At 45.5% G+C, this 20,784-nt stretch carries 15 protein-coding genes; 5 read left to right on the top strand and 10 right to left on the bottom strand.

The genetic code is table 11. The features are described 5' to 3' along the window. Nucleotides 1–319: 319 nt before the first annotated feature. A complete protein-coding gene (locus ACFQZJ_RS19550) occupies nucleotides 320–1,378 on the bottom strand; it encodes a Gfo/Idh/MocA family protein (RefSeq protein ID WP_379936661.1) in 1,059 nt (352 codons plus the stop codon). Between the two features lie 107 nt (nucleotides 1,379–1,485). Here ACFQZJ_RS19550 and ACFQZJ_RS19545 point away from each other — a divergent pair, with 107 nt between their 5' ends. Continuing rightward, complete coding sequence (locus tag ACFQZJ_RS19545; protein ID WP_379936660.1) at nucleotides 1,486–3,045, top strand: sulfatase family protein; 1,560 nt, start codon at nucleotides 1,486–1,488, stop codon at nucleotides 3,043–3,045. Nucleotides 3,046–3,100: 55 nt separating this feature from the next. Here the strand turns inward: ACFQZJ_RS19545 and ACFQZJ_RS19540 are convergent, their stop codons facing one another. The 6 genes from ACFQZJ_RS19540 to ACFQZJ_RS19515 all read right to left on the bottom strand — a co-directional run bounded on the left by ACFQZJ_RS19540 (nucleotide 3,101) and on the right by ACFQZJ_RS19515 (nucleotide 10,603). After that, a complete protein-coding gene (locus tag ACFQZJ_RS19540) occupies nucleotides 3,101–5,260 on the bottom strand; it encodes a pyrroloquinoline quinone-dependent dehydrogenase (protein WP_379936659.1) in 2,160 nt (719 codons plus the stop codon). Between the two features lie 80 nt (nucleotides 5,261–5,340). Beyond that, a complete protein-coding gene (locus tag ACFQZJ_RS19535) occupies nucleotides 5,341–6,207 on the bottom strand; it encodes a fructosamine kinase family protein (RefSeq protein ID WP_379936658.1) in 867 nt (288 codons plus the stop codon). A 5-nt stretch (nucleotides 6,208–6,212) separates the two neighbouring features. After that, complete coding sequence (locus ACFQZJ_RS19530) at nucleotides 6,213–7,175, bottom strand: MBL fold metallo-hydrolase (RefSeq protein WP_379936657.1); 963 nt, start codon at nucleotides 7,173–7,175, stop codon at nucleotides 6,213–6,215. Further along, on the bottom strand, nucleotides 7,175–8,677 hold the full coding sequence (locus ACFQZJ_RS19525) for a S10 family peptidase (protein ID WP_379936656.1): 1,503 nt from the start codon (nucleotides 8,675–8,677) through the stop codon (nucleotides 7,175–7,177). Before ACFQZJ_RS19525 ends, ACFQZJ_RS19530 begins: the two co-directional genes overlap by 1 nt. A 92-nt stretch (nucleotides 8,678–8,769) precedes the next feature. Further along, nucleotides 8,770–9,864 carry an SGNH/GDSL hydrolase family protein gene (locus tag ACFQZJ_RS19520; RefSeq protein WP_379936655.1) on the bottom strand — a complete coding sequence of 365 codons (1,095 nt, stop codon included), beginning with the start codon at nucleotides 9,862–9,864 and terminating at the stop codon, nucleotides 8,770–8,772. Nucleotides 9,865–9,874: 10 nt separating this feature from the next. Continuing rightward, nucleotides 9,875–10,603, bottom strand: a complete 729-nt coding sequence (locus ACFQZJ_RS19515) for a phytanoyl-CoA dioxygenase family protein (RefSeq protein ID WP_379936654.1) — start codon at nucleotides 10,601–10,603, stop codon at nucleotides 9,875–9,877. An 81-nt stretch (nucleotides 10,604–10,684) separates the two neighbouring features. Here ACFQZJ_RS19515 and ACFQZJ_RS19510 point away from each other — a divergent pair, with 81 nt between their 5' ends. Further along, complete coding sequence (locus ACFQZJ_RS19510) at nucleotides 10,685–11,791, top strand: acyltransferase family protein (protein ID WP_379936653.1); 1,107 nt, start codon at nucleotides 10,685–10,687, stop codon at nucleotides 11,789–11,791. Nucleotides 11,792–12,085: 294 nt separating this feature from the next. Here the strand turns inward: ACFQZJ_RS19510 and ACFQZJ_RS19505 are convergent, their stop codons facing one another. After that, nucleotides 12,086–14,188, bottom strand: a complete 2,103-nt coding sequence (locus tag ACFQZJ_RS19505) for a beta-N-acetylhexosaminidase (protein ID WP_379936652.1) — start codon at nucleotides 14,186–14,188, stop codon at nucleotides 12,086–12,088. Between the two features lie 94 nt (nucleotides 14,189–14,282). On the opposite strand from ACFQZJ_RS19505, the gene ACFQZJ_RS19500 reads away from it, so the two are divergent. Then, on the top strand, nucleotides 14,283–15,122 hold the full coding sequence (locus ACFQZJ_RS19500) for a 3-keto-disaccharide hydrolase (protein WP_379936651.1): 840 nt from the start codon (nucleotides 14,283–14,285) through the stop codon (nucleotides 15,120–15,122). 316 nt (nucleotides 15,123–15,438) lie between these two features. On the opposite strand, the gene ACFQZJ_RS19495 is transcribed toward ACFQZJ_RS19500, so the two are convergent. Together ACFQZJ_RS19495 and rnpA are read right to left on the bottom strand one after the other, a co-directional pair. Next, nucleotides 15,439–17,067 (bottom strand): S41 family peptidase, encoded by a 1,629-nt coding sequence (locus ACFQZJ_RS19495; RefSeq protein ID WP_379936650.1) that lies wholly within the window; start codon nucleotides 17,065–17,067, stop codon nucleotides 15,439–15,441. A 72-nt stretch (nucleotides 17,068–17,139) separates the two neighbouring features. Beyond that, complete coding sequence (gene rnpA, locus ACFQZJ_RS19490) at nucleotides 17,140–17,547, bottom strand: ribonuclease P protein component (protein ID WP_379936649.1); 408 nt, start codon at nucleotides 17,545–17,547, stop codon at nucleotides 17,140–17,142. A 58-nt stretch (nucleotides 17,548–17,605) separates the two neighbouring features. Between rnpA and ACFQZJ_RS19485 the strand changes: the two genes are divergently transcribed. Beyond that, the gene (locus tag ACFQZJ_RS19485) at nucleotides 17,606–19,531 is read left to right on the top strand and encodes a CBS domain-containing protein (protein ID WP_379936648.1); all 1,926 of its coding nucleotides are present in this window, start codon (nucleotides 17,606–17,608) and stop codon (nucleotides 19,529–19,531) included. Nucleotides 19,532–19,534: 3 nt separating this feature from the next. Then, complete coding sequence (locus ACFQZJ_RS19480; RefSeq protein WP_379936647.1) at nucleotides 19,535–20,740, top strand: succinylglutamate desuccinylase/aspartoacylase family protein; 1,206 nt, start codon at nucleotides 19,535–19,537, stop codon at nucleotides 20,738–20,740. Nucleotides 20,741–20,784: the final 44 nt, after the last annotated feature.

The raw sequence follows: 20,784 nt of genomic DNA, 5'->3' as shown, positions 1-20,784 counted from the left end.
TACAATGCAATAATCAAAACAACCCTCGCAACTAGAACGCGAAAGATCGCTTCGTCGTGCCTCCTCGCGAAGACGCAAAAGCGCATATATCAAGTGTTTAAAAACACAACAAAACCAGCCCCTAACCTTAGTTGCCTGCCTCTTATTTAATTCTAATACAAGTCTTTTCCAATCACAATGCAATAATCAAAACAACCCTCGCAACTAGAACGCAACAGATCGCTTCGTTGTACCTCCTCGCGAAGACGCAAAAGCGAACAGATCAACGGTTAAAATGCAAACAACTACAATTTTGTGAAGCCAATGTTCATCAAGAATTTCATAACATCACCGTCTTCCCTGTTCTAAAAGATTCATCGGCGGCCAAAACAATACGCAAACTGTTAACGGCATCCCGCAAATGGTCGCTTAGATCTGCATCGTCCTGTATCGCCCTTAAAAAATATTCTTGCTCCAACATGCAAAGTCCGTCATGATCGGGTTCGTCCGAAGTATCTATAAACTCGTCTTGTTTGGCAAAGTTTCCATCAGCATCCAACATACTATGGTGTAGCTTTAAAGCGCCTGTTTTGGAATGATCGTCTACACTGTCAGAATCCCCTTTTGCCTCATCCACAATAGAAACACATCCTTTAGGCCCTATTACATCTTTCACAAAAAAAGCGGTTTCGCTCATCATGGGTCCCCATCCGGCTTCGTACCATCCCACGGAACCATCTTTAAAACGTACTTGTAACTGACCGTAATTGTACATTTTGGAATCTATTTCATCTGTTAGTCGCGCTCCAATGGCACTTACGCTTACAGGAACCGATTGCGTCATCAAACACATGACATCTACGTAGTGCACACCACAATCCACAATGGGAGACATCGAGTTCATCAACTGCTTATGTGTATACCACGTATCCCCGGAGCTTTGCTGGTTTAGGTTCATACGCATCACCAAGGGTTTTCCGAGGGTACGTGCAGTGTCCACAAACTTTGTCCAAGCCGGATGCACCCGAAGAATGTATCCGACTACCATTTTCTTTCCTTTCTCCCGTGCTAGGTCTACCAGATTTTGTGCATCTTCAACGGTAAGCGCTAAGGGCTTTTCTACGAACACATGTGCATTTGCGTTTAAAGCGGCACGTATATAATCGGCATGCGTATCGGGGTAGGTGTTTATGGAAACAGCGTCCGGTTTCGTTTCTGCCAAGGCCTTTTCATAATCTCCAAAAGTAGGATAGCCTCCCAGTTCGGCCGCTAGTTTTTCTCGGCTCTCCGGTTTCCGGCTTACAAGTCCAACAATTTCAAAATCTGCTAATTGATGATAGGCACGGGCATGTGATGTGCCCATGTTGCCGCAACCGACGACCAATACACGTATCTTCATAATTCTATTTTTTAATTTTAAAATAGCATCCGTTACTCCTGCATAACGGAAACACTTACCTTGCTTTTCGTATATTTAAAACACGAACCTTTGCTGAAAAATAAACAATGAAACCGACACTACCAACCGAAGCAGGAAGGCTGCTCGCCCCGCTTCTTCTTTTAACACTTTCATTTCTGTTGATTTCCTCAAAGGACACCAAAAACGTCCTTGTCCAATTACCCATAAAAAAACAGCCCAACATCCTTTTTTTAATTGCAGATGACTGGTCTTATCCCCATGCCGGCACCTATGGGGACAACACAGTAAGAACGCCAACCTTTGACTGGTTGGCCAGTAAAGGCGCCCTGTTTGAAAATGCCTATTGTGCGGCGCCCTCCTGTTCTCCGTCACGGGCCAGTATTTTGCTGGGAAAATATCCGCACCAAATGGAAAGTGCGGGAAATCTTTGGTCCGTTATTCCGGATAAGTTTCCCAATTGGGTAAGCTTGCTGAAGGCCGCGGGCTACCACACCGGAAAGACCAGAAAGGGGTGGGGACCGGGCGATTTCGAGGCCGGTGGATACCAGCACAACCCGGCCGGAAAGGATTTTGACAGATTCAACACCTTTTTGGAGGAAAGAAAGGAAGGACAGCCTTTCACGTTTTGGTTTGGCAGCGCTGATCCCCACCGTATTTATGAGACCAATACGGGGGTACGGACGGGAATGGACCCTGACAGGGTCACCGTGCCCGCTTTCTTTCCGGACACGCCCTGTGTGCGCAACGATTTACTGGACTACTACTATGAAGTGGAACGGTTTGACCGGGAATGTGGCAACCTTATCGCCACGCTCAAAAAAGAGGGCCTTTTGGAGAACACCATCATCGTCATGACCAGTGACAACGGTATGCCCTTCCCCAGGGCCAAGGCCAACCTTTATGATTACGGCACCAGAATGCCCTTGGCCATCTACTGGAAAGGCCGTATAGAAGCCGGAAAACGCATTTCTGAATTTATGAACTTTGTCGATTTTGCCCCAACTTTTTTGGAAGCGGCCAGCTTGGAAATTCCCTCCGGATTCAGCGGGAACAGTTTGTTGGAACTATTTACGGAAGAAGGAAGCAAATCGGGCAGGGACAAGGTGTTCTTGGAGCGCGAACGCCACGCCAACGTGCGCAAGGGAGACCTTAGTTACCCGGCCAGGGCGGTGCGCACCAAAGATTTTCTGTACATCCGAAATTTTGAGCCCGATCGTTGGCCCGCCGGCGACCCCAACGCGCACCAAAGCGTGGGCCAGTACGGGGATGTGGACAATTCCATTACCAAGTTCCAGATCATGCAGATGGAGGGACGGCCCACGGACAAGGACTATTTTCAGTTGGCTTTTGGCAAGCGGCCGGCCGAGGAACTTTATGTATTGGCAAGCGACCCTTACAACATCAACAATGAGTTGGCCAACCCGGAACATGCAATGGTGTTGTCCAGGTTGAGAAAGGACCTAGAGGCGTGGATGTCCGCCACCGGGGACCTCAGGGGCACCGACCCTAAAACCGACTATTGGGACAAGGTCTTGTACACCCCCGATTACGACATTGAAAATTTCGATTTGGAGGCCGAGACCAAGGCCTACCGGATGCAACTGCCCCATAGGGGAACATTCCGGGAAACGCCCTGCGGCGATTAATATTTGGCTGGCCGTATCCCCGCAAAAGATGGGGCATCCACATAACAACCACCCCTCAGGGGCTGGGTAGCGCAAACGCCAGTATTTGGTTCCCCTTCTCCGTTCCCAGTTTCTCCCCGCCACAGGCAATGGCAATGTACTGTTTGCCGTTTACTTCGTACATGGCGGGGGTGGCAAAGGCCGCGGCCGGTAGTTTGTATTCCCAGAGCTTCTCGCCCGTATGCTTGTCAAAAGCACGGAAGTAGCCATCGCGCGTAGCGCCAATGAACAGTAATCCGTTCTCGGTAACAACGGGCCCACCATAGTTTTCGGTGCCCGTGCCAATACCTTTTTCGCCCAGTTCCGGGGTGTTGCCCAAAGGAATGGACCAAATATATTCTCCGCTGTTCAGGTCTATGGCATGCAAAGTGCCCCAAGGTGGCGCCATGGCGGGCAGACCTTGGTTGTCCACAAACTTGGTGTAGCCGGTGTGCCTGTACTTTGTGGTGCCCGAAGCCATGCCCGAGGCACCTATAATTTCGTTTTTCCCGGAATTGTTTACAATTTGGTCAGGGGACTCCTCCTGCCATAAAAAACGCAACAGCGCTTTTATTTCAGCATCCTTTAGTTGCGGAAACCCCGTCATCATGCCTTTTCCTTGGGCAATGATGGTGGCAACTTCCGCTTTGCTTTGGCGGAGTTTCACGTTCGCCAAGGAGGGAATACCACTCGCCGCAACCCCTTTTCTATCGTCCTGGTGGCAGCTTGCACAGTACTTTTGGTAGGTGGCCGCGCCCAAAGGGGTGTTCCCGGAAAGGGCATTTTCCTCCCGAAGCTGCAACACCCAGGGCATTTCGTTGGAATTCACGTAAAGGATGCCATCCTCTGGATCGGTGGCCGCCCCGCCCCACTCCGCCGCCCCATCATAGCCGGGCAAGAGCAAGGTAGATGTCAGGGCCGGTGGCGCGTACTGGCGTTTGTCCGCCGCTTTAAAATAGCGCAGTAAGGAATCTCGGTCTTCTGCGAACGGACTCATGTCTTCCTCCGTTAGGTCTTGGGACATCCGCGCAAAGGGTTTCGGTTTTAAGGGAATCGGTTGGGTGGGCCATGCCGCTTCCCCCGGAATGGTGGAGGGCGGTACGGGCACTTCTTCCATTTCGAACAAAGGTTTGCCCGTGAGCCTATCAAAAACATACACATAACCTTGTTTGGTTACCTGTGCCACGGCGGGTATTTTTTTGCCCTCTCGCTCCACTAACAACAGATTTGGGGGTGCGGGCGGATCTCGGTCCCAAAGATCGTGATGGGTGAATTGAAAATGCCATAGATACTTGCCCGTCTCCGCATCCAAAGCCAGTAAGCTGTTGGCGTACAGGTTGCTCCCCAAGCGGTCTCCCCCGTAAAAATCGGGGGCGGCGGAACCCGTGGGCACATAGAGAATCCCCGCTTCCTCATCTACCGCCATTCCGGCCCAATTGTTGGCGGCCCCTACAACGGGACTCCTGTAGGCGGTGGAATCTTCCCAAGTTTCGTATCCTTTTTCCCCGGGGTGCGGAATGGTATGGAACACCCACTCCAAGGCGCCGCTAAGCACATTAAAGGCCATGACATCGCCGGGAGCGGCATCTTCCCCTTCGGACAAGCGTAGCGGCATGACAATGAGGTTCTTGTAAATTGTGCCAGGCGTGTTGGAGCTAACGAACTTGTCCTTTGCCGACGCGGGCATTCCGGAACGCAGGTCTATTTTTCCGCCATCCCCGAAAGATATGATCGGTTTTCCGGTTAGGGCATTGAGGGCGTATAAATGAGATCCTGCGACGTACAAAACACGCCTATCGTTTTCGTGTTGCCAATACGCAACCCCCCGGCTGGATGCTCCGGCAGATTGCAAGGAATCCCCAAAGGTCCAAAGTTCCTCTCCGGTTGCCGCATGCAGGGCTACCGCACGCAATGCTGCGGTAACGCCGTATAAAACAGAATCTACGACCAAGGGGTTCATTTGCATCTGTCCCCAATCGGCCGCCTCGTAGCTCCAGGCAAGTTTTAAGTCTTTGACGTTGGCTTTGGTGATTTGGGATAGGCTAGAGTAATGACTTCTGCCCGGATCGCCCAAATAGGAAGACCAGGTGGTATAGGCCGTTTTGGGTTGATTTTCTTTTTTGGCGAATTCACAGCCCACCATCAAAAAACAACAAAATAGGACGGAAACAACTACGTGAAAACCGTTTTTGAACATGTTATAAAGGGTTGATATAGCTAAAAGTAATCAAAAAGGAAGTAATTGGAGCAAACCTGACAGGTCTGGACAGCAACAACTTAAAAAAAATACCGTTGCAAGATTTCTTTACAACGCCGATGATACGACGCCCCGAACAAATTTAGGTGTACCAGCAAATAATACAATTGATAGATATCACAACGTTCTTTTTTCCCTCCGATTTTTGGATAATGTTCGTTGTATGCGTCATAAAAAGAGGAGTTAAATCCTCCGAACAAGCGCGTCATTGCAAGATCCATTTCACTATGTCCAAAACACACAGCCGGGTCGATCAAATAAGGGGTGCCGTTTTGGGCGATGAGGTAGTTGCCGCTCCAAAGATCTCCATGTAAAAGAGAAGGTTCGACTTTTGGTAAAAGGGTTTCACAGATTTTTAGAAGTTCTGTTTCCGACGGTATTTCCTTTGAAGAAAGCAACTGGGCATTTCTGGCCATCCGTAATTGCGGCCGTAAGCGTTGCTCCACGTAAAAACCGGCCCAGTCCAAATGTTCTTTGTTGGACTGGGGTAGACATCCGATATAATTGTCCGAAGGGAAACCAAAGGTGTCGGAATTTGAAAGTTGGTGTAGCGCGGCAAGCTGGTGCCCAAATAGTTCCATATCATTAGGCCTGGGAGGTTTTGCTTCTAGATAGTCCATCAGTAAAAAACCGCCTGTTTCCCATGTTTCGCAAAGTAAGACCTTAGGGGTGGCTATGGTTTTTGTAGCTGCAATGGCCGCCAATCCCTCTTTTTCTGCCTTAAACATCTCAAATGCAGCGGTATTGGAATTGACTTTGCAGAAAAAGCGTTCGGTATCGGTTTCCAACAAAAAAGCCTTGGAAATATCGCCGCCAGAAACAGCTGTTACGCGTTCTATTCGGATACAGAGCAGGTATTCTACATGAGCTTTTAGGGTTTTGTCCATAAATTTTAAAGCTCAAATACCTGTCCTTTTTTAGCTATCCCAAACCCCATTTCCAACACTTTTTTAGAGGCTTTGCTATCTGCGCGTAACAAGGGGTTGGTATGGTTAAAATGTATAAAATGGATTTTCTTTTTTTCCGCTGACGGAAGATTTTTGAACAGGGCCATACTTTCGATGATAAAAGGATGTGGAATTTCTGAAATATCACGGTTATTGATTTCGGCTGCGTCGTAAAACGTGGCATCCAAAAAGGCATAATCTACCTTCTTTATTTCGGAAACTACACTGGTTTCCCACTTTTCCCATTTATCGATATCCGGAATAAAGAGCGCGCTTTTATTGGGGCCAATAATCCTATAGCCCACGGTTTCCGAGTATTCGTCCCGGTGCGGCACCGTAAACGGAATCACCTTGAGGTCTTTGGTAAGCTGCTTTTCTTTGTTGTTGTGCAGCGTTTTTAAATCGATATTCTTGTTCGACACCAATTGGCTCCACGGCCCATTTGTTTTTAAAAATGCTGCCATTTTGGGCATGGCATATACAGGGGCTTCTTTGGTATTCGTAGCTTCTTTGCCCAAATACATAAGTCCGGTATAATGGCCAATGTGGGCATGGGTGAGGAAAATTCCGTTGGGGATGTCGGTTTTTTGAAACCCGGAATAAGTACGCAGGTTTCGTAACTGCGCGGCGATGTCCGAGGTGGCCTCGAACAAAAACGATTCACGGGCCAAAGCATCCACCACCCCCAAGGAAACTACTTTACGAGAAGTATCCCCAGTTGCGAACAAGGTGGCACAACATTCTTTTTCACAAGCAATGTGGGGCGAACCGGCATCTTGCACTGTTCCAAGGATAACGAGCGATACACTGTTTTTTAAGGGAAGTTTTTTCGAAGGTTTCTGACCAAACGATAGCAACAATGACAAAAAGTACACAAGAACACATCCTATATTTTTTGGATTGCCCATCAGTCCGCGGTTAAAAATTTCCTAATATCCTTTGAAAGTTTTACCAAGTCCGGTTCATGCGTGTACATCATGTGGCCCGCTTCGTAATAGGTCATTTCAACTTTATCCGTTACAATACCGTTGCGCGCAAAGGTGTATTCGGCATCAAAAAAAGGCGTAATTAAATCATAATAGCCACTGGCTACCAATATTTTCATCGCAGGATTACGGCGCATGGTCTCTCCCAAGTGGGGTGCTGTATTTACGGGCATGGGTTCCCAATATTGTCCGTCCGGCACCGTTCTCCATCGCCAGTTGTTGCCCCCTCCAGATGTGATATAAGGCCTATTCATTTTCACCTTCAGTTCGGAGGCAAGGTAGTGGTTTAAGGAGGCGGTATAGGCAGCACTTATTTGATAACTTGCCGCATCGCCCAAATGAGGTCGCTCGGAAAACTTATCGGCTTCATCGCCCATAAACCGTCCGTCCAAACGACCAATGGCCAAGCCTTGGTCTTCCAATAGTTTCTTTTGAAACCGACCCATAAGGATACGCAGGTTGGAACGTAGGATATAGGTTTTGTCCAGTCCCGTGAAGTAGGCCAGTTTTTCTGCAATGGCTTCTTTTTGGGCAGCACTCAAAAGGTTTCCTTTGTATAACGCTGGTGTATAGGTGTCATAGGTAAATTGCCTAGATTCTTCCACAAAAGCCTCTAGGGTTTTCCCTACCCCTGCTTTTTTATGGTACCATGCCGTGGCCGCCATACTGGGCAAGTAAGTGATATAGGAGGTCATATTATGATGTACCGAGGTAGAACCCGCATAATCCAAGGCCTGTGAAATCAGTATCATTCCGTTGAGCGCCATGTTCTGACCGGAACCTTCCAAGGCCTTTCCCAAAGCAGCTGCCCGCGTAGTGCCGTAGCTTTCCCCCGCTAGGTATTTTGGGGAGAACCAACGCTCGTTTTCCGTTACCCATGTTCGAATAAATTGTGCAAAGGAGTCTACGTCTTCTTTAAGGCCGTAAAAATCTTTGCCCTTTCCTTTGCCCACCAAACGGCTATAACCGGTTCCTACGGGATCTATAAATACCAAGTCCGTTAGGTCCAACAGACCATGTTCATTGTTGATCAGATTATAGGGAGCGGCACCATCGTCCTGTTTGGCATCGGAATCCGTTCGCACCAATTTTGGGCCAAAAAATCCCAAGTGCAACCACATGGAGGCCGATCCCGGCCCTCCGTTAAAAACAAAGGTTACCGGTCGTTTCCCAACATCGCCCATGGGTGTTTTGGTATAAGCGACAGACCAGAAGGCAGCAATGGAATCGCCCGCTTTGTTGGTAAGAAAGGTTTCTTTTGCGGTAGCGGTATAGTTGATGGTCTTTCCTCCAAAAACGCCTTGATGTTTGGTGACAAATGACTTTGCCTCAGGAATTGGTTTGGTTTCCTCTTTACCGTCTTCCTTTTGTGCGTTCACGAGCATGCAGCCCAGTATAAGAACGGTGAATAGTGTTTTTTTCATTTTTACAGTATTGTTACGCGTTCTTGCGAATGTAGGTTTTTTTTAAATCTTGTCCATACGGTTTTTTACTACGGTAGTAAATAAGGGATAACTTATTTTAAGATAGCGTTTAATTTTGCTTTGTATGCCTTTGCGTACTGTTCCATGCCCAAATCGGTAGGGTGGGTGCCATCTACAAAAGCATCGTTGGAGAGGTTTATTTCAGCTTTGGTAAGCATGTAGAGGTTTTGGGGGTTACTTTTTTGCAGTTCTTCAAAAACATCACTTGTCCACCGATTTAAGGTTTCATAAATACTTCTTCGGCCGCTGTCCACCTCGCCATCGCTATACCCTGCATGTTGGGTCAAGAGAATTTTGGATTCTGGTCGTTTTTCGCGGATGTGTTGGATACTGCGGCGCAACCGTTTCTTGATTTCGGTTTCGGTGTGTGTTTCGTTCGGACTTAGATTGGGAAGACAATCCAGCACATAAAGCTCGGCGTCTACATCGGTTACCAACGCCAGTACTTCTGGTTCCAATCGCCCATTGCCCGAAAAACCAAGATTTACCATGGGGTAATCCAAAAGGCGCCTCAAAATATTTGTCCATGCCATGCCGGGGCGTGAAGCGCAGGCACCCTGCGCGATGGACGTGCCATAGACCACAATGGGTTTTTGGTTTCGTTGCGGAAGAAAGGTAATTTCGCTTCCTTGGGAGATACCGATTTTTAGGTTTTTAACCGAGTTATAGAGCGGAAGGTATAGTTGGTATTCCCGGCCACTGATGGGGCTTCCGGCCGTTTTGAAGCTGAACGAAATTGGGTCCGAAAAAGTGTGTTTTCCCCGGTACCATTGCCAGTTACCGGCATCGTTTTTTCCATATAGATCCACTCCGCTTACGCCCGTGGCCGGCATGTGGTGCATGGCAATATCGCCCCCCACGGTATATTCTACTTTGATGGTCTCTGTATTGGATGTAAAACGGATGGAAAGTCCGGCCGAATTTCGGGAAAGCGACCATACCGGGCCCCGCACGCTTTTTTCCGCAATATTGGGCAACCGGGTATAAGCGATGTTCTCCCAACCTTGGCCGTCTATCTTGGTTATGGTTTTCAAGGGATCGTGCCAAGTTAGGGATGCTGCTTTTTGGGCGTATGTGTACGAAAAGATTACTGTGAACAACAAATAGAAGTAGCGGGAATTATTCATTTAAAAGGTGTTAGATTCTTGTTTTTCTTTCTCCTGTATGGTCAACACCCTGTGCTCGCTCCAAGGCAATCATTGCCTTAGGCCTAAAATTAGTAATCATCGCACGGCGGTTGTCATTGGTGCTATTTCCTCTGCTGTAATGTAAAGTTCCGCCCGCATGAAACACACAGCTCCCTGGCTTTAAAGGAATACAGACCGAGTTTTCCTCGCTACCTTCACATTGCAGGGCACCCTTATTACCGGTTTGGGTATGGGGCAAAAGGGGAGAGCGGTGCGATTTTGGGGTGTACCACATGCAACCGTTATCCTTAAAGGCAGGGTCTATGGCCAACCAGCAGCTTGCCGCGCGTTTATCCGGCATATTGATCCAATAAGCTGTATCTTGGTGCCAAGGAGTTATCGCGTTTGTATTTGGGGCTTTGTTGATGAGCATATCAAAATCGAGTTCAATGTCGTCTCCCATAAGTTGTTTGGCAATGCGTAATGATTTTTGATGAAATGGTCGTTGTAACAGTTCCGGCATCAACTTGCTCGGCACCATGATCTGTGTTATTTTTTCCTGTACGCCATCGCTTCCGGAAAGGTCCGATCGGTAACTGGTGGCATCTATCTCGTTGTTTAAAAACGAATTGTATAGCTTACTATAATAATCGACCTCTTTTGGGCTTAGAACATTTAAAACCAGCAAATACCCTTCCTCTTTAAAAAAAGCTACTTGTTCTTTGGAAATGAAAGGCATGGTTGAAATTTATTTAAACTCAAGATAATCAAATATATTTAAGTTTATCTTACCTTTCTATGGACTAATACGTATTGCGTTATGCCAACGAAACGCGAAACACCCTCAAAGCGCCTTTTTTCCTTGGATGTATTCCGCGGAACCATCATGTTCTTGCTTATTGCCGAGGCCGCCGGTTTTCATGAGAGTTTCGCAAAGCTAGCCGATAGCACGTCATTTTCTGCATTGGCCCTTCAGTTACAGCACCATCCTTGGAACGGCCTTCGCTTTTGGGACTTGATACAACCCTTTTTTATGTTCATTGTGGGAGTGGCCATGCCCTTCTCCCTAAAAAAGCGACTCCGCACCGGTTCTCGTAGGGCGGCCACCAAACACATGCTTAGGCGTTGTTTCCTTTTGTTCTCCTTTGGGGTGCTTTTGCATTGTATCTACGCACACGGTCCGGTCTGGGAACTGTGGAACGTATTGGTGCAACTGGCCTTTACCATCTTGATCGCATACGCCATTATGAACCGCTCGCCCTGGTTTCAAATAGCGGTCTCCGTTGGGCTTCTGATACTTACCGAGTTATTGTATAGGGGGTATAATCCAGCGGCGCCTTACGGCCAGCACCATGAAAGTTTTGGCGCCTGGTTTGATATGTTGACCATGGGAAAAACAAACGAAGGATATTGGGTTTTCATTAATTTTCTTCCTACCGCGGCCCATACGATTTGGGGCCTTGTCTGCGGACAGCGCCTGCTGTCCAAAAACTCTGAAAAGGAAAATTTGAAATTCTTTTTAATTTGGGGAACGGCTATTACGGCTTTAGGATATGGCATGGATGTACTGAATATCACGCCGATCATAAAACGCATTGCGACCACCTCATTTACCTTGGTTTCCGGAGGCATAAGCATATTGACTTTGGCACTTTTTTACTGGGCGATAGATGTGAAGGGATACCGGAGAAAATGGTTGACCATTTTCTCCGTGGTGGGCACCAATTCCATTTTTATATACCTGTTTTCCGAAACCTTTGGGCATTTACTGTTCCGTGAGTTCGATATTTTGCTAAGTTTTGGGGTTTTTGACGTTCTGCAGCCCTATAAAAATTGGATGCTACTCGTAGAAGCCCTGTTGATACTTTTCTTTCTTTGGTGGCTGACCTACTATCTGGACAAACGGAAGCTATATTTTAAAGTGTAAAACTTTGCTTTTTGCGGAAGTTGAAGTTCAAGAGTCAAGTTTAAAATTGTTTTGCGCCATTCGCTTTGCGCAAATAAAGCTTTCCTATGGATTTAAGTAAAATGCTGAAAGAACAGTGCTTACTACTTATTTTCATGTAGTTATCTTTTAGACTTTCCTCACTTTTCCGCATCTTAATAGATTGAGACGTTGCAATAGCTTTTTTCTTATTTTAATTTCAGTTTCGCTTCTCTCAAAAATGCCTAATGAACAATCTCTCCTATGCACCTTTCGTCTCTTTTTCTTACCAGGTATTTACTTAACCGATTTATCGGCATTTTCCATATAAATAGCGTTCTTTAGTTCCTTGTTCAGTTTTTCAAAAAACAGCATTTCTCCCATGAACTGCCAGTCGAAGTTTACGGACTGGTTGGCCAAATGCACGTGATGGTCCTGATCTAAGATATAGGTTTCAGGTTTTTCCAGAATGCGTGTCTTGGCGTATACGTTTTCAAATGTTTTGCGTAGCGATGTAAACTCTTCCTGTAATCCGTTGAGGTGTTTTAGGGCTTCCCATCTTTCATTAGGTGTGGCCGAGCTGTCGTAATGCTTAAGGGCCAGCAGTAATTTGGGGGCAAAACCGGCCATAAGGTTTACTTGTTCATATACTTCCAGGGCATAGTGGTTGCGCACGGCCTTGGTTTGCAAGAAGGCTATTTTTTTGGCAATACTGTCCGTACGCTGTAAAAACTTTGCCGCATCGGTTAGGCGCTCTGCATGTTTTTTGCTCCAGGCACCTTGGGCATCGGGTTGAGGAAGGTCCATTACACCCTCTTGTATTGGGTTTTCCATGGAGGAGAGATAGTTTCGCTTATTCCCGTTCAACAGGGCATTTTTCCAAAAGGCCACAGGCTGTTCCAGTTCGTCTATAAACGCAAAGGAAGAATCTGCCACGGCATGAGAAAACTCCCGTTGTCTATAGGCGGACTTAATGGCATCCTTATTTCGCTTTTCACCGGACCAGGTGTATTCCGAAAAAGCGAGGATGCCGCGCATATAAAGTTCAAAATGCGGCGAATCATCGTCCCAGAGCGTTAATAGCAACCCATTGGTGCCACTTTTAATGGAGTTGACGGCAAAGGTCTTAATAGCCTCCATATTACTTTCTTCCTGCGGCATTAACACCCAACGGGTCTGCCCTGCTGTGGCGCCCATGACTTTAAGGTCGTTACCGCGGAACCATTCCATGGCCTTGGTGTTGCCAATTGCCTCTGGTGTTCTGTAGTTCCATCGCATATAGATGCAGTTTTTTGGGAACCGGTCTAAAAAAGCCGTCAATTTGTGTTCGTTCTTGGCCCAAATACTGTCCACCTCTTGTTGGGTGAGCTCCGGTTCGAACATAGGGTCATAAACATCGGCCTGTTTTAGGGGCATATCGTCCCAGAAAATAGGGATGCGCTTATGTTTTTCAGCAAACTCGCTTACTTTTCCCAACCAGATCAACTGCAGTTCCAAGGCGGACATACCGCTATCCCTTCCCGTGGTGTGCACCTCGTCCCCGCCCACGTGCAAATACCTGCCGTTAGGGGTGGCTTCCATGGCATCCAGATAAAGGTCGAACTGAACCTGGTATGTTTTTGGGTCTAAAGGGTTAAAGGCCCAGTCGCTCTCCACGTTATCACGTAGTTCTGCATATTCAGGATGTTTTAAAATGAAGGAGGCATGGCCCAACCCTTGTATCAACGGGCTAAAATCGATGTGCCTAGCGGTGGCATAGTCGTGTAGGTCTTTCCATTCTTCAATGGACAGCGCATCGGCGGAGGCCACATGGGGTTGGCGTTCAAATTTAAGCTTGTCCTCCATTTCTACGATAATGCCATTTACCTTGTATCGCGCTAGCTTATCGATCAAGGTGTAATAGTACTCGGTTTTTTCAAGATGGTGTTTAACGTCTAAATGTATGGCCCTGTAGGCCAGTTCCGGATAGTCCGTAATAGTAGTTAAGGGTAGGTTTGCTTCTTGCTCGCAGGCATCTTCCAAAAGCTGGCTTAAACTCATCATACCATAAAAAAGCCCGGCGTTGTCCTTTCCGGTAATCGTAATTTTTTCGTTGTTAATGGTAAGGGTATAACCTTCCGGTTTTAGGTCCAGGCCATTGTCCAAACGCAGCATAATATCAGCACTTTTCTCGGAGCCCGCCTCGTTCAGGTGATCCAACTGTTGGTCAAAAACGGGAAGCCACCCTCCGGTTTTGTTAAAATAGGACATGACATTGGAACAATTGAAATCGCTAACCCCTGTAATCTCAAATTGTTGGGGTATTGGCAATAGATTAAATTGACCTTCTTTTATGGTTTTTTCGGTACAGGATAAAAACACAAGGGACAAACTGATGAGGAGAAAAGGTTTATAAACCATTTTATGGAAAGTTGAGGTTACTTTTACCGAAATTCATAAAGTTAAAGTAAAAAAAGATATGGTATATTGGGGTTAAAATTCAAAATAGAAAGACATGAAGTTGTTTTTTTTCAGGGCAAATAGTGTTAAGAAGCTCTTTGCCTTACCATTTTTGGGACTTTTTTTTGCCTTTTGCACGAGCTGTGGAAGCAATAAAACCCTTACTTCCAAGGACGGATGGCAAGAACTCTTCAACGGAAAGAACCTAGAGGGTTGGACGGTTAAAATACACCATTACGAGGTAGGCGATAATTATGGGGATACCTTTAGGGTAGAGGACGGCATTATAAAGGTGCGCTATGATAAGTACGAGGGCGATTACAACGACCGCTTTGGACATTTGTATTTTGACACCCCGTATTCCTATTTTCATTTGAGCATGGAATATCGTTTTGTGGGGGAAACGCACCCCGGGGCACCAAGTTATGTGGAAAAGAACAGCGGCGTTATGTTCCATTCCCAAGACCCTAAAACCATGCTAAAGGAACAAAATTGGCCTATTTCCGTAGAAATGCAGTTTTTGGCAGGTATTGAAGAAGCTAAATCCAGGCCCACCGGAAACATGTGTTCCCCTGGTACAGATGTGGTGTTTCAAGGAAAAGTAGACCCAAGGCACTGTATCAATTCTACGTCAAAAACCTATTATGGTGACCAATGGGTAAGGGCAGAACTGATTGTTAGGGGCGATGGTCTGGTTACGCATATCATCAACGGCGAAACCGTTTTGGAGTATACGAAGCCGCAGGTAGGCGGTGGTGTGGTGGAAGGTTACGACCCCAAAATGAAACCGGACGGACAACTGTTAAAAGAAGGCTTTATCGCCCTGCAGAGCGAAGGCCAACCAATCGATTTTAGGCATATTAAACTTAAAAAAATAATAGAGGTGAGTAGATAAATACAGATATTTTGAACAATGTAATACACTTAAAATCAGTATATCAAATTAAACTACTGTTGTCAGTACGAGCGCTCCCGAAGATTATGGAGAGAATGCTTATTGGCAAAATCTGACTTCGATTGCCAGCTTGGCTTGTCATTTAGGCGGGCGCTCAGCCTCATATTTTTGATGTAAATCCAATTTAAAATAACCAACCCCATTAAGCCTTACTTAACAGGTGCAATCTATGGTTTTACTGTGGTTGTTGTAATTTTTTTAACTGTGAGGTTATTGAATTGTAAAAGGACAAATATATGGCCTTGGAACTATAACTTTACTCCAAGATTCCCGTATACTTACTTTCATTACCCAATAGTTCCGTTGCCGCCATAATGGTATCATCATGGTTGAGGTAATAGGTATACAATCCGTTTCTGTAGAAATAGCGTTTTACGATTTCATCTTCCAAGTTTTTTTGAATCTGACCTTGGTACTTGTCCAGTGCGGTTACTTTTCCTTTTTCAATGTTCGCCAAGAGGGTTTTATAACTCTCGTTAACTTCGGCGCCCAAGAAATCGTTTTCATCCCCCGAAAGTGCTTTTTTAATTGCCTCTTCTGCCTTGGTCTCAAATGAAAAATCACTCTGTCTTACAAAATCCTTGAAATTATTGAAGTCCGCATTTGAGAACTTAAAGTTATCAATGGCCTCCAAGGTATTGCTGTAATGATACTTGGTCGCATAATCGAATATTACGTTGTTTTGCAATAAGGCCTTAGTAAGGTCGTTCGTTTTGGCCGTAGCAATCTCAATGTCCGGTAATACGCCGCCACCGTCTTGCACCTTTCTGCCGTTACGAGTGGTAAAATCGTTGAATTGGGTGTTGCGAACCGCTTTGCCTTCATCGTCCCTGTTCCAATAATCCAAGGATTGTATACAGCGACCGGAAGCGGTGTAGTATCTGGAAATCGTTACTTTTAACTGGGTGCCATAAGTGAGTTTTAAAGGGCGTTGTACCAGTCCTTTTCCAAAACTGCGAGCGCCCATGATTACCGCCCGGTCCAAATCCTGTAAACTACCGGATACAATTTCACTGGCAGAGGCACTTCTCCCGTTTATGAGCACTACCAAAGGAATTTCAGTATCTACGGGAGCATTTTTGGTTTTGTACTCCCTGTTGAATTTTTTTACCTTGGATTTGGTGGTAACGATTAGCTCGTCTTTTGGCACAAAAAGATTGGTCACGTTTATAGCTTCGGATAGGAGTCCGCCTGGATTGTCACGGAGATCCAATACAATTTTTTCGGCACCTTTTCCTTTTAGGTCCAGTAAGGCCGACTTGGTCTGTTCGGATGCTTTAGCGTTGAATTTGGATAATACGATATAGCCTGTTTTGTCGTCGATCATACTATGGAAAGGAACCGCATCTACTTCTATCCCCTCCCGTGTAATAGTAGCGCTGCTTATTTTGCCTTGGCGCTTATAGGTAATGAAAACCGATGTGTTATTGGCTCCTTTTAACAGTTCGCTGGCATTATCCTCAAAATCGGCCACTTTAATATCGCCGATTTGAATGATTTCATCACCGGCCTTTAATCCGGCTTTGTCCGCAGGGTAACCTTCATGGGGTTCCACGATCAACAACCGGTCTTTATAGGACCGCACAAGGGCACCAATACCGGAATATTCCCCGGCATTGTTTATGCGATAGGTCTCAACGTCCTGTTCATTTAGGAACTTGGTGTAGGGGTCCAGGTCTTCCAACATGTTTTTTATGGCGGTATCCATCAACTCGGCCGGGTTGGTTTCGTCCACGTAGTTCATGTTAAGCTCCTTAAAAAGGGTAGTGAAAATCTCTATCTGTTTGGCGATCTCAAAAAAGTCGCTCTTAAAACTACTGCCTACTACAAGAAAGGTAACCGCTATAATTGGAACAAGCATTCTTTTTCTAAGTACTGTTTTCATGTATATATTCTTAATTTGTGAGAGGGAGGATAAAACATTGGCAGTACCAATGGTATTTCCTGTTATTCTCAACTATTGTTCTTTTATGTCGTCTTTGGCAGAGGACGCTTTTTCTGTTGTACGAGCATTAAATTTACGCAACAAAAGCGTCATTTTTTTCTCTACAATACCAAAAGGAGGTGTTTCCTTACCAATATATAAGAATAGAAACGCAAAGCTGTCCTCCGTATTGTTAACAACTAGCCCTTTGTTTAACCTATAGGCCTCCCTTAAAAGTCGTTTAAGGTGGTTGCGCTTTACGGCGCTTTTAAAGTTTTTTTTTGGCACCGCCACCCCAGCCTGTACAACGGCATCCTGCTGATCAACCTTTAGGTAGATTAATTTAATCGGAAAGACGGTAATTGTCTTTCCCTCTAAAAAGAGTTGCGCAATGCGTGTCTTACTTTTTAGCTTTTCTTTTTTAGGAAAGGTAAACTGCATACAATGGTAAAATTACATATAAAAGGGCAGTTTATCCTTATGACAATTGTCATAGTTCTTGTTTGATGAAGTCCTTATTTTAGAAGATGCTAATTTTTTGGAAAAAGATCATTTCTGTAACAATCCTTATAGTATGGGAGAGCTTAAAATAGACAGATTGGAGGGAAGTGCAGCCAAGGCCCACTATATAGGACATCTTTTAAGTGATGTAAAGGCCTTAGAAGCTATGCTCGCCAAGGGTATGTTCGCCAACGATGTAATACGAATAGGCGCAGAACAGGAATTCTGTCTGGTAGATGATAACTGGGAGCCCTCCGACAAGGCCATGGAAGTATTGAAAGCGATCAATGACGATCATTTTACAACAGAGATCGCACGCTATAATCTAGAGGTAAATTTAGACCCTTTGGTCTTAGCGGATACTTGCTTTTCAGAAATGCACGCACAGTTAACAACGCTACTGGAAAAGGCTAGGGCGAAAGCCGATAAAGAAGGGTTAAAAATCATTCTCACGGGAATATTACCGACCATAGACCCCAGGCATTTGGAAATCGGTTATATGGCACCCATTAAGCGGTATGAGGTTTTGAACAGTATTATCTGTGATCTAAGGGGAGACGACCTGTACCTGCATCTTAAGGGGGTAGACGAACTCAACCTAAGGCACGACTCCATTCTTTTGGAGGGGTGTAATACCAGTTTTCAAGGTCATTTGCAGCTTAATGCGGATGATTTTGCGAACAGTTATAATTGGGCACAGGCCATTGCCGGGCCTATTCTTTCCGTTTGTGCAAATTCGCCCGTACTTCTTGGAAGGGAGCTGTGGCAAGAATCTCGCATTGCCCTTTTCACACAGAGTGTAGACACGAGAGGGAGTACCTATCTGCCCAACGAATATGATGCAAGGGTGGGTTTCGGAAAAGATTGGGTACAGGGATCCATTGTAGATTTTTATCGTGATAGTATCGTAGAATTTCCCAGTTTGGTTACAATGGCGCTTAATACAAACAGTTTGGAAGAATTGGAAGGAGGGCGTATTCCTAAACTCAAAGCCTTACAGTTACACAACGGTACGGTGTATAAGTGGAACAGGCTTTGTTACGGTATTACGGATAAGAAGCCCCATGTCCGTATAGAAAACCGTTACCTGCCTGCCGGACCAACTACGGCAGACGAGATTGCAAACTTTATGTTTTGGGTAGGCTTAATGCGTGGGCGACCAAAAACCTATGATAATTTACCCAAGAAGATGAATTTTAAGGACGTAAAGAGCAACTTTTACAACGCGGCAAGATACGGGAATGCCGCACAGTTGTATTGGAACGGTACGTTAACCCCCTGTAGTGAGCTGGTGCTTCACGAGTTGCTTCCTATTGCTTATAGAGGATTATATGCCATGAAGGTGTCTTCGGAAGATGTGGAAAAGTATTTGGGAATCATAGAGAAACGGACCCAAGGAAAAAACGGAGCACGCTGGATCGTTCAAAATCTAAGAAGCCTGAAAGAAAAACATAAGACACCCAAAGCCCTGCGTATACTTACGGCAAGCATGTACGCAAACGAACAAAAAGGGTATACCATAGATGCTTGGCAAGCGGTACGTGGAAACGAATATACACCAACGGAGGCAGCTAAAACGGTACGCCTGTTTATGAATACCAAACTTATTACAGCAGGGGAAAACGATAGTGCCGCCCTGGTCTTGAAAATGATGAAGTGGAAAAATATTCACCATGTACCCATTGTAAACGTAAAGGGCGATTTAACCGGATTGCTAACGTGGACAGATGTTAGGGACCATTCCAACGATGCGCTTAGGTTACACAGCCGCGTGGCCGATATTATGAGAACCGAACTTATTACGATTACAGAAGACACAATGCTCGCCGATGCCCATGCATTGATGGAAAAAAAAGAAATCAATTGTCTACCGGTAGTGGAAGGGAAAAAACTGAGGGGAATCATTACCACTAAAGACCTTTAAAGTATGCTAAAACCGTCGGAGGAGCAAGTTCAAATAGCTAAAAATACAAGATTCATAGGTAAACTGGAGGGAAATACAAAAGGACCGACCGTAGTTTTTTTTGGAGGTATCCATGGCAACGAGCCGGCAGGGGTTAAAGCCCTGGAACATGTTTTTTTTCGTTTGCAAGAAATACCCCTAGAAATTAAGGGTACTATCTGTGGTATACGCGGCAATATACCTGCGCTACTTCAAAAGAAGCGTTTTATTAATGCCGATTTAAATCGCCTTTGGACCCATGCGCAAATAATCGAAATCGAAAACAAACCCCATGAAACACTGGGACCCGAGGAAATGGAATTGTTGGATATTAAGCACACCCTTACCAAACTGCTAAAAGAGCAGTCCCCTCCCTTTTATTTTATCGATTTTCATACCACCAGCAGTAAAACCCTACCTTTTATCACTATTAACGATGCCTTGATCAACAGAAAGTTTTCCCAACAGTTTCCGGTCCCGATTATTTTGGGTATTGAGGAATATTTGGAAGGCCCTCTTTTGAGCAGGATGAACCAATTTGGTTATGTATCCCTAGGCTTTGAATCTGGCCAACATAACGAGGAAATTTCCATAACCAATAGTATATCTTTTTTTTGGCTATGCCTGGTCTTTGCAGGTGTATTACAAAAAGAGACGGTTCCCAATTTTGAAGGACATTACAAGCAACTGAGCCTGTCTGCGCAAAACAACAGCACTTTTTATGAGGTGGCCTTTAGGCACGTATTGAAACCAGATACGGTTTTTGCCATGTTGCCAGGTTTCGAGAGTTTTCAGAAAGTGGAAAAGGGTATGCTTTTGGCATACCAAGACGAAAAAGAAGTACGGGCAGAAAGAGACACAATGCTCTTTATGCCTTTATACCAAGAACAAGGTGCGGAGGGTTTTTTCTTGATCAGTGAAATTTCAAAATGTGCTTTGGCATGGTCCGTAGCCCTTAGAAGGATAAAATTTGATCACCTGTTGGTGTACCTTCCCGGCATCTCTTGGGAAGGCCCTAAAAAAGAAGCACTTTTGGTGAATCTTTCCGTTGCGCGCTTTTTTGCAAAATCCTTTTTTCATCTATTGGGCTACCGTTCACAGCAGAAAAACGACGTTGAGGTAGTTATGTACAATAGGGAATTAACGGCAAAAAACACCATGTACCGCAACGAAGGCTGGTATAGGTCATAATAGGCAACACTACCGGAGGTAAAGCTAGCGCAAAAACGTTATAC

This window comes from Maribacter chungangensis (genome assembly GCF_042676845.1).
GTDB classification, from domain to species: domain Bacteria; phylum Bacteroidota; class Bacteroidia; order Flavobacteriales; family Flavobacteriaceae; genus Maribacter; species Maribacter chungangensis.
This window is presented reverse-complemented; position numbering and strand designations above follow the sequence as displayed.

Excerpts from the sequence above, each read along its gene's own strand:
- ACFQZJ_RS19550 (WP_379936661.1), bottom strand. The coding sequence starts at position 1,378 with ATGAAGATACGTGTATTGGTCGTCGGTTGCGGCAACATGGGCACATCA.
- ACFQZJ_RS19545 (WP_379936660.1), top strand. The coding sequence starts at position 1,486 with ATGAAACCGACACTACCAACCGAAGCAGGAAGGCTGCTCGCCCCGCTT.
- ACFQZJ_RS19540 (WP_379936659.1), bottom strand. The coding sequence starts at position 5,260 with ATGTTCAAAAACGGTTTTCACGTAGTTGTTTCCGTCCTATTTTGTTGT.
- ACFQZJ_RS19535 (WP_379936658.1), bottom strand. The coding sequence starts at position 6,207 with ATGGACAAAACCCTAAAAGCTCATGTAGAATACCTGCTCTGTATCCGA.
- ACFQZJ_RS19530 (WP_379936657.1), bottom strand. The coding sequence starts at position 7,175 with ATGGGCAATCCAAAAAATATAGGATGTGTTCTTGTGTACTTTTTGTCA.
- ACFQZJ_RS19525 (WP_379936656.1), bottom strand. The coding sequence starts at position 8,677 with ATGAAAAAAACACTATTCACCGTTCTTATACTGGGCTGCATGCTCGTG.
- ACFQZJ_RS19520 (WP_379936655.1), bottom strand. The coding sequence starts at position 9,864 with ATGAATAATTCCCGCTACTTCTATTTGTTGTTCACAGTAATCTTTTCG.
- ACFQZJ_RS19515 (WP_379936654.1), bottom strand. The coding sequence starts at position 10,603 with ATGCCTTTCATTTCCAAAGAACAAGTAGCTTTTTTTAAAGAGGAAGGG.
- ACFQZJ_RS19510 (WP_379936653.1), top strand. The coding sequence starts at position 10,685 with ATGCCAACGAAACGCGAAACACCCTCAAAGCGCCTTTTTTCCTTGGAT.
- ACFQZJ_RS19505 (WP_379936652.1), bottom strand. The coding sequence starts at position 14,188 with ATGGTTTATAAACCTTTTCTCCTCATCAGTTTGTCCCTTGTGTTTTTA.
- ACFQZJ_RS19500 (WP_379936651.1), top strand. The coding sequence starts at position 14,283 with ATGAAGTTGTTTTTTTTCAGGGCAAATAGTGTTAAGAAGCTCTTTGCC.
- ACFQZJ_RS19495 (WP_379936650.1), bottom strand. The coding sequence starts at position 17,067 with ATGAAAACAGTACTTAGAAAAAGAATGCTTGTTCCAATTATAGCGGTT.
- rnpA (WP_379936649.1), bottom strand. The coding sequence starts at position 17,547 with ATGCAGTTTACCTTTCCTAAAAAAGAAAAGCTAAAAAGTAAGACACGC.
- ACFQZJ_RS19480 (WP_379936647.1), top strand. The coding sequence starts at position 19,535 with ATGCTAAAACCGTCGGAGGAGCAAGTTCAAATAGCTAAAAATACAAGA.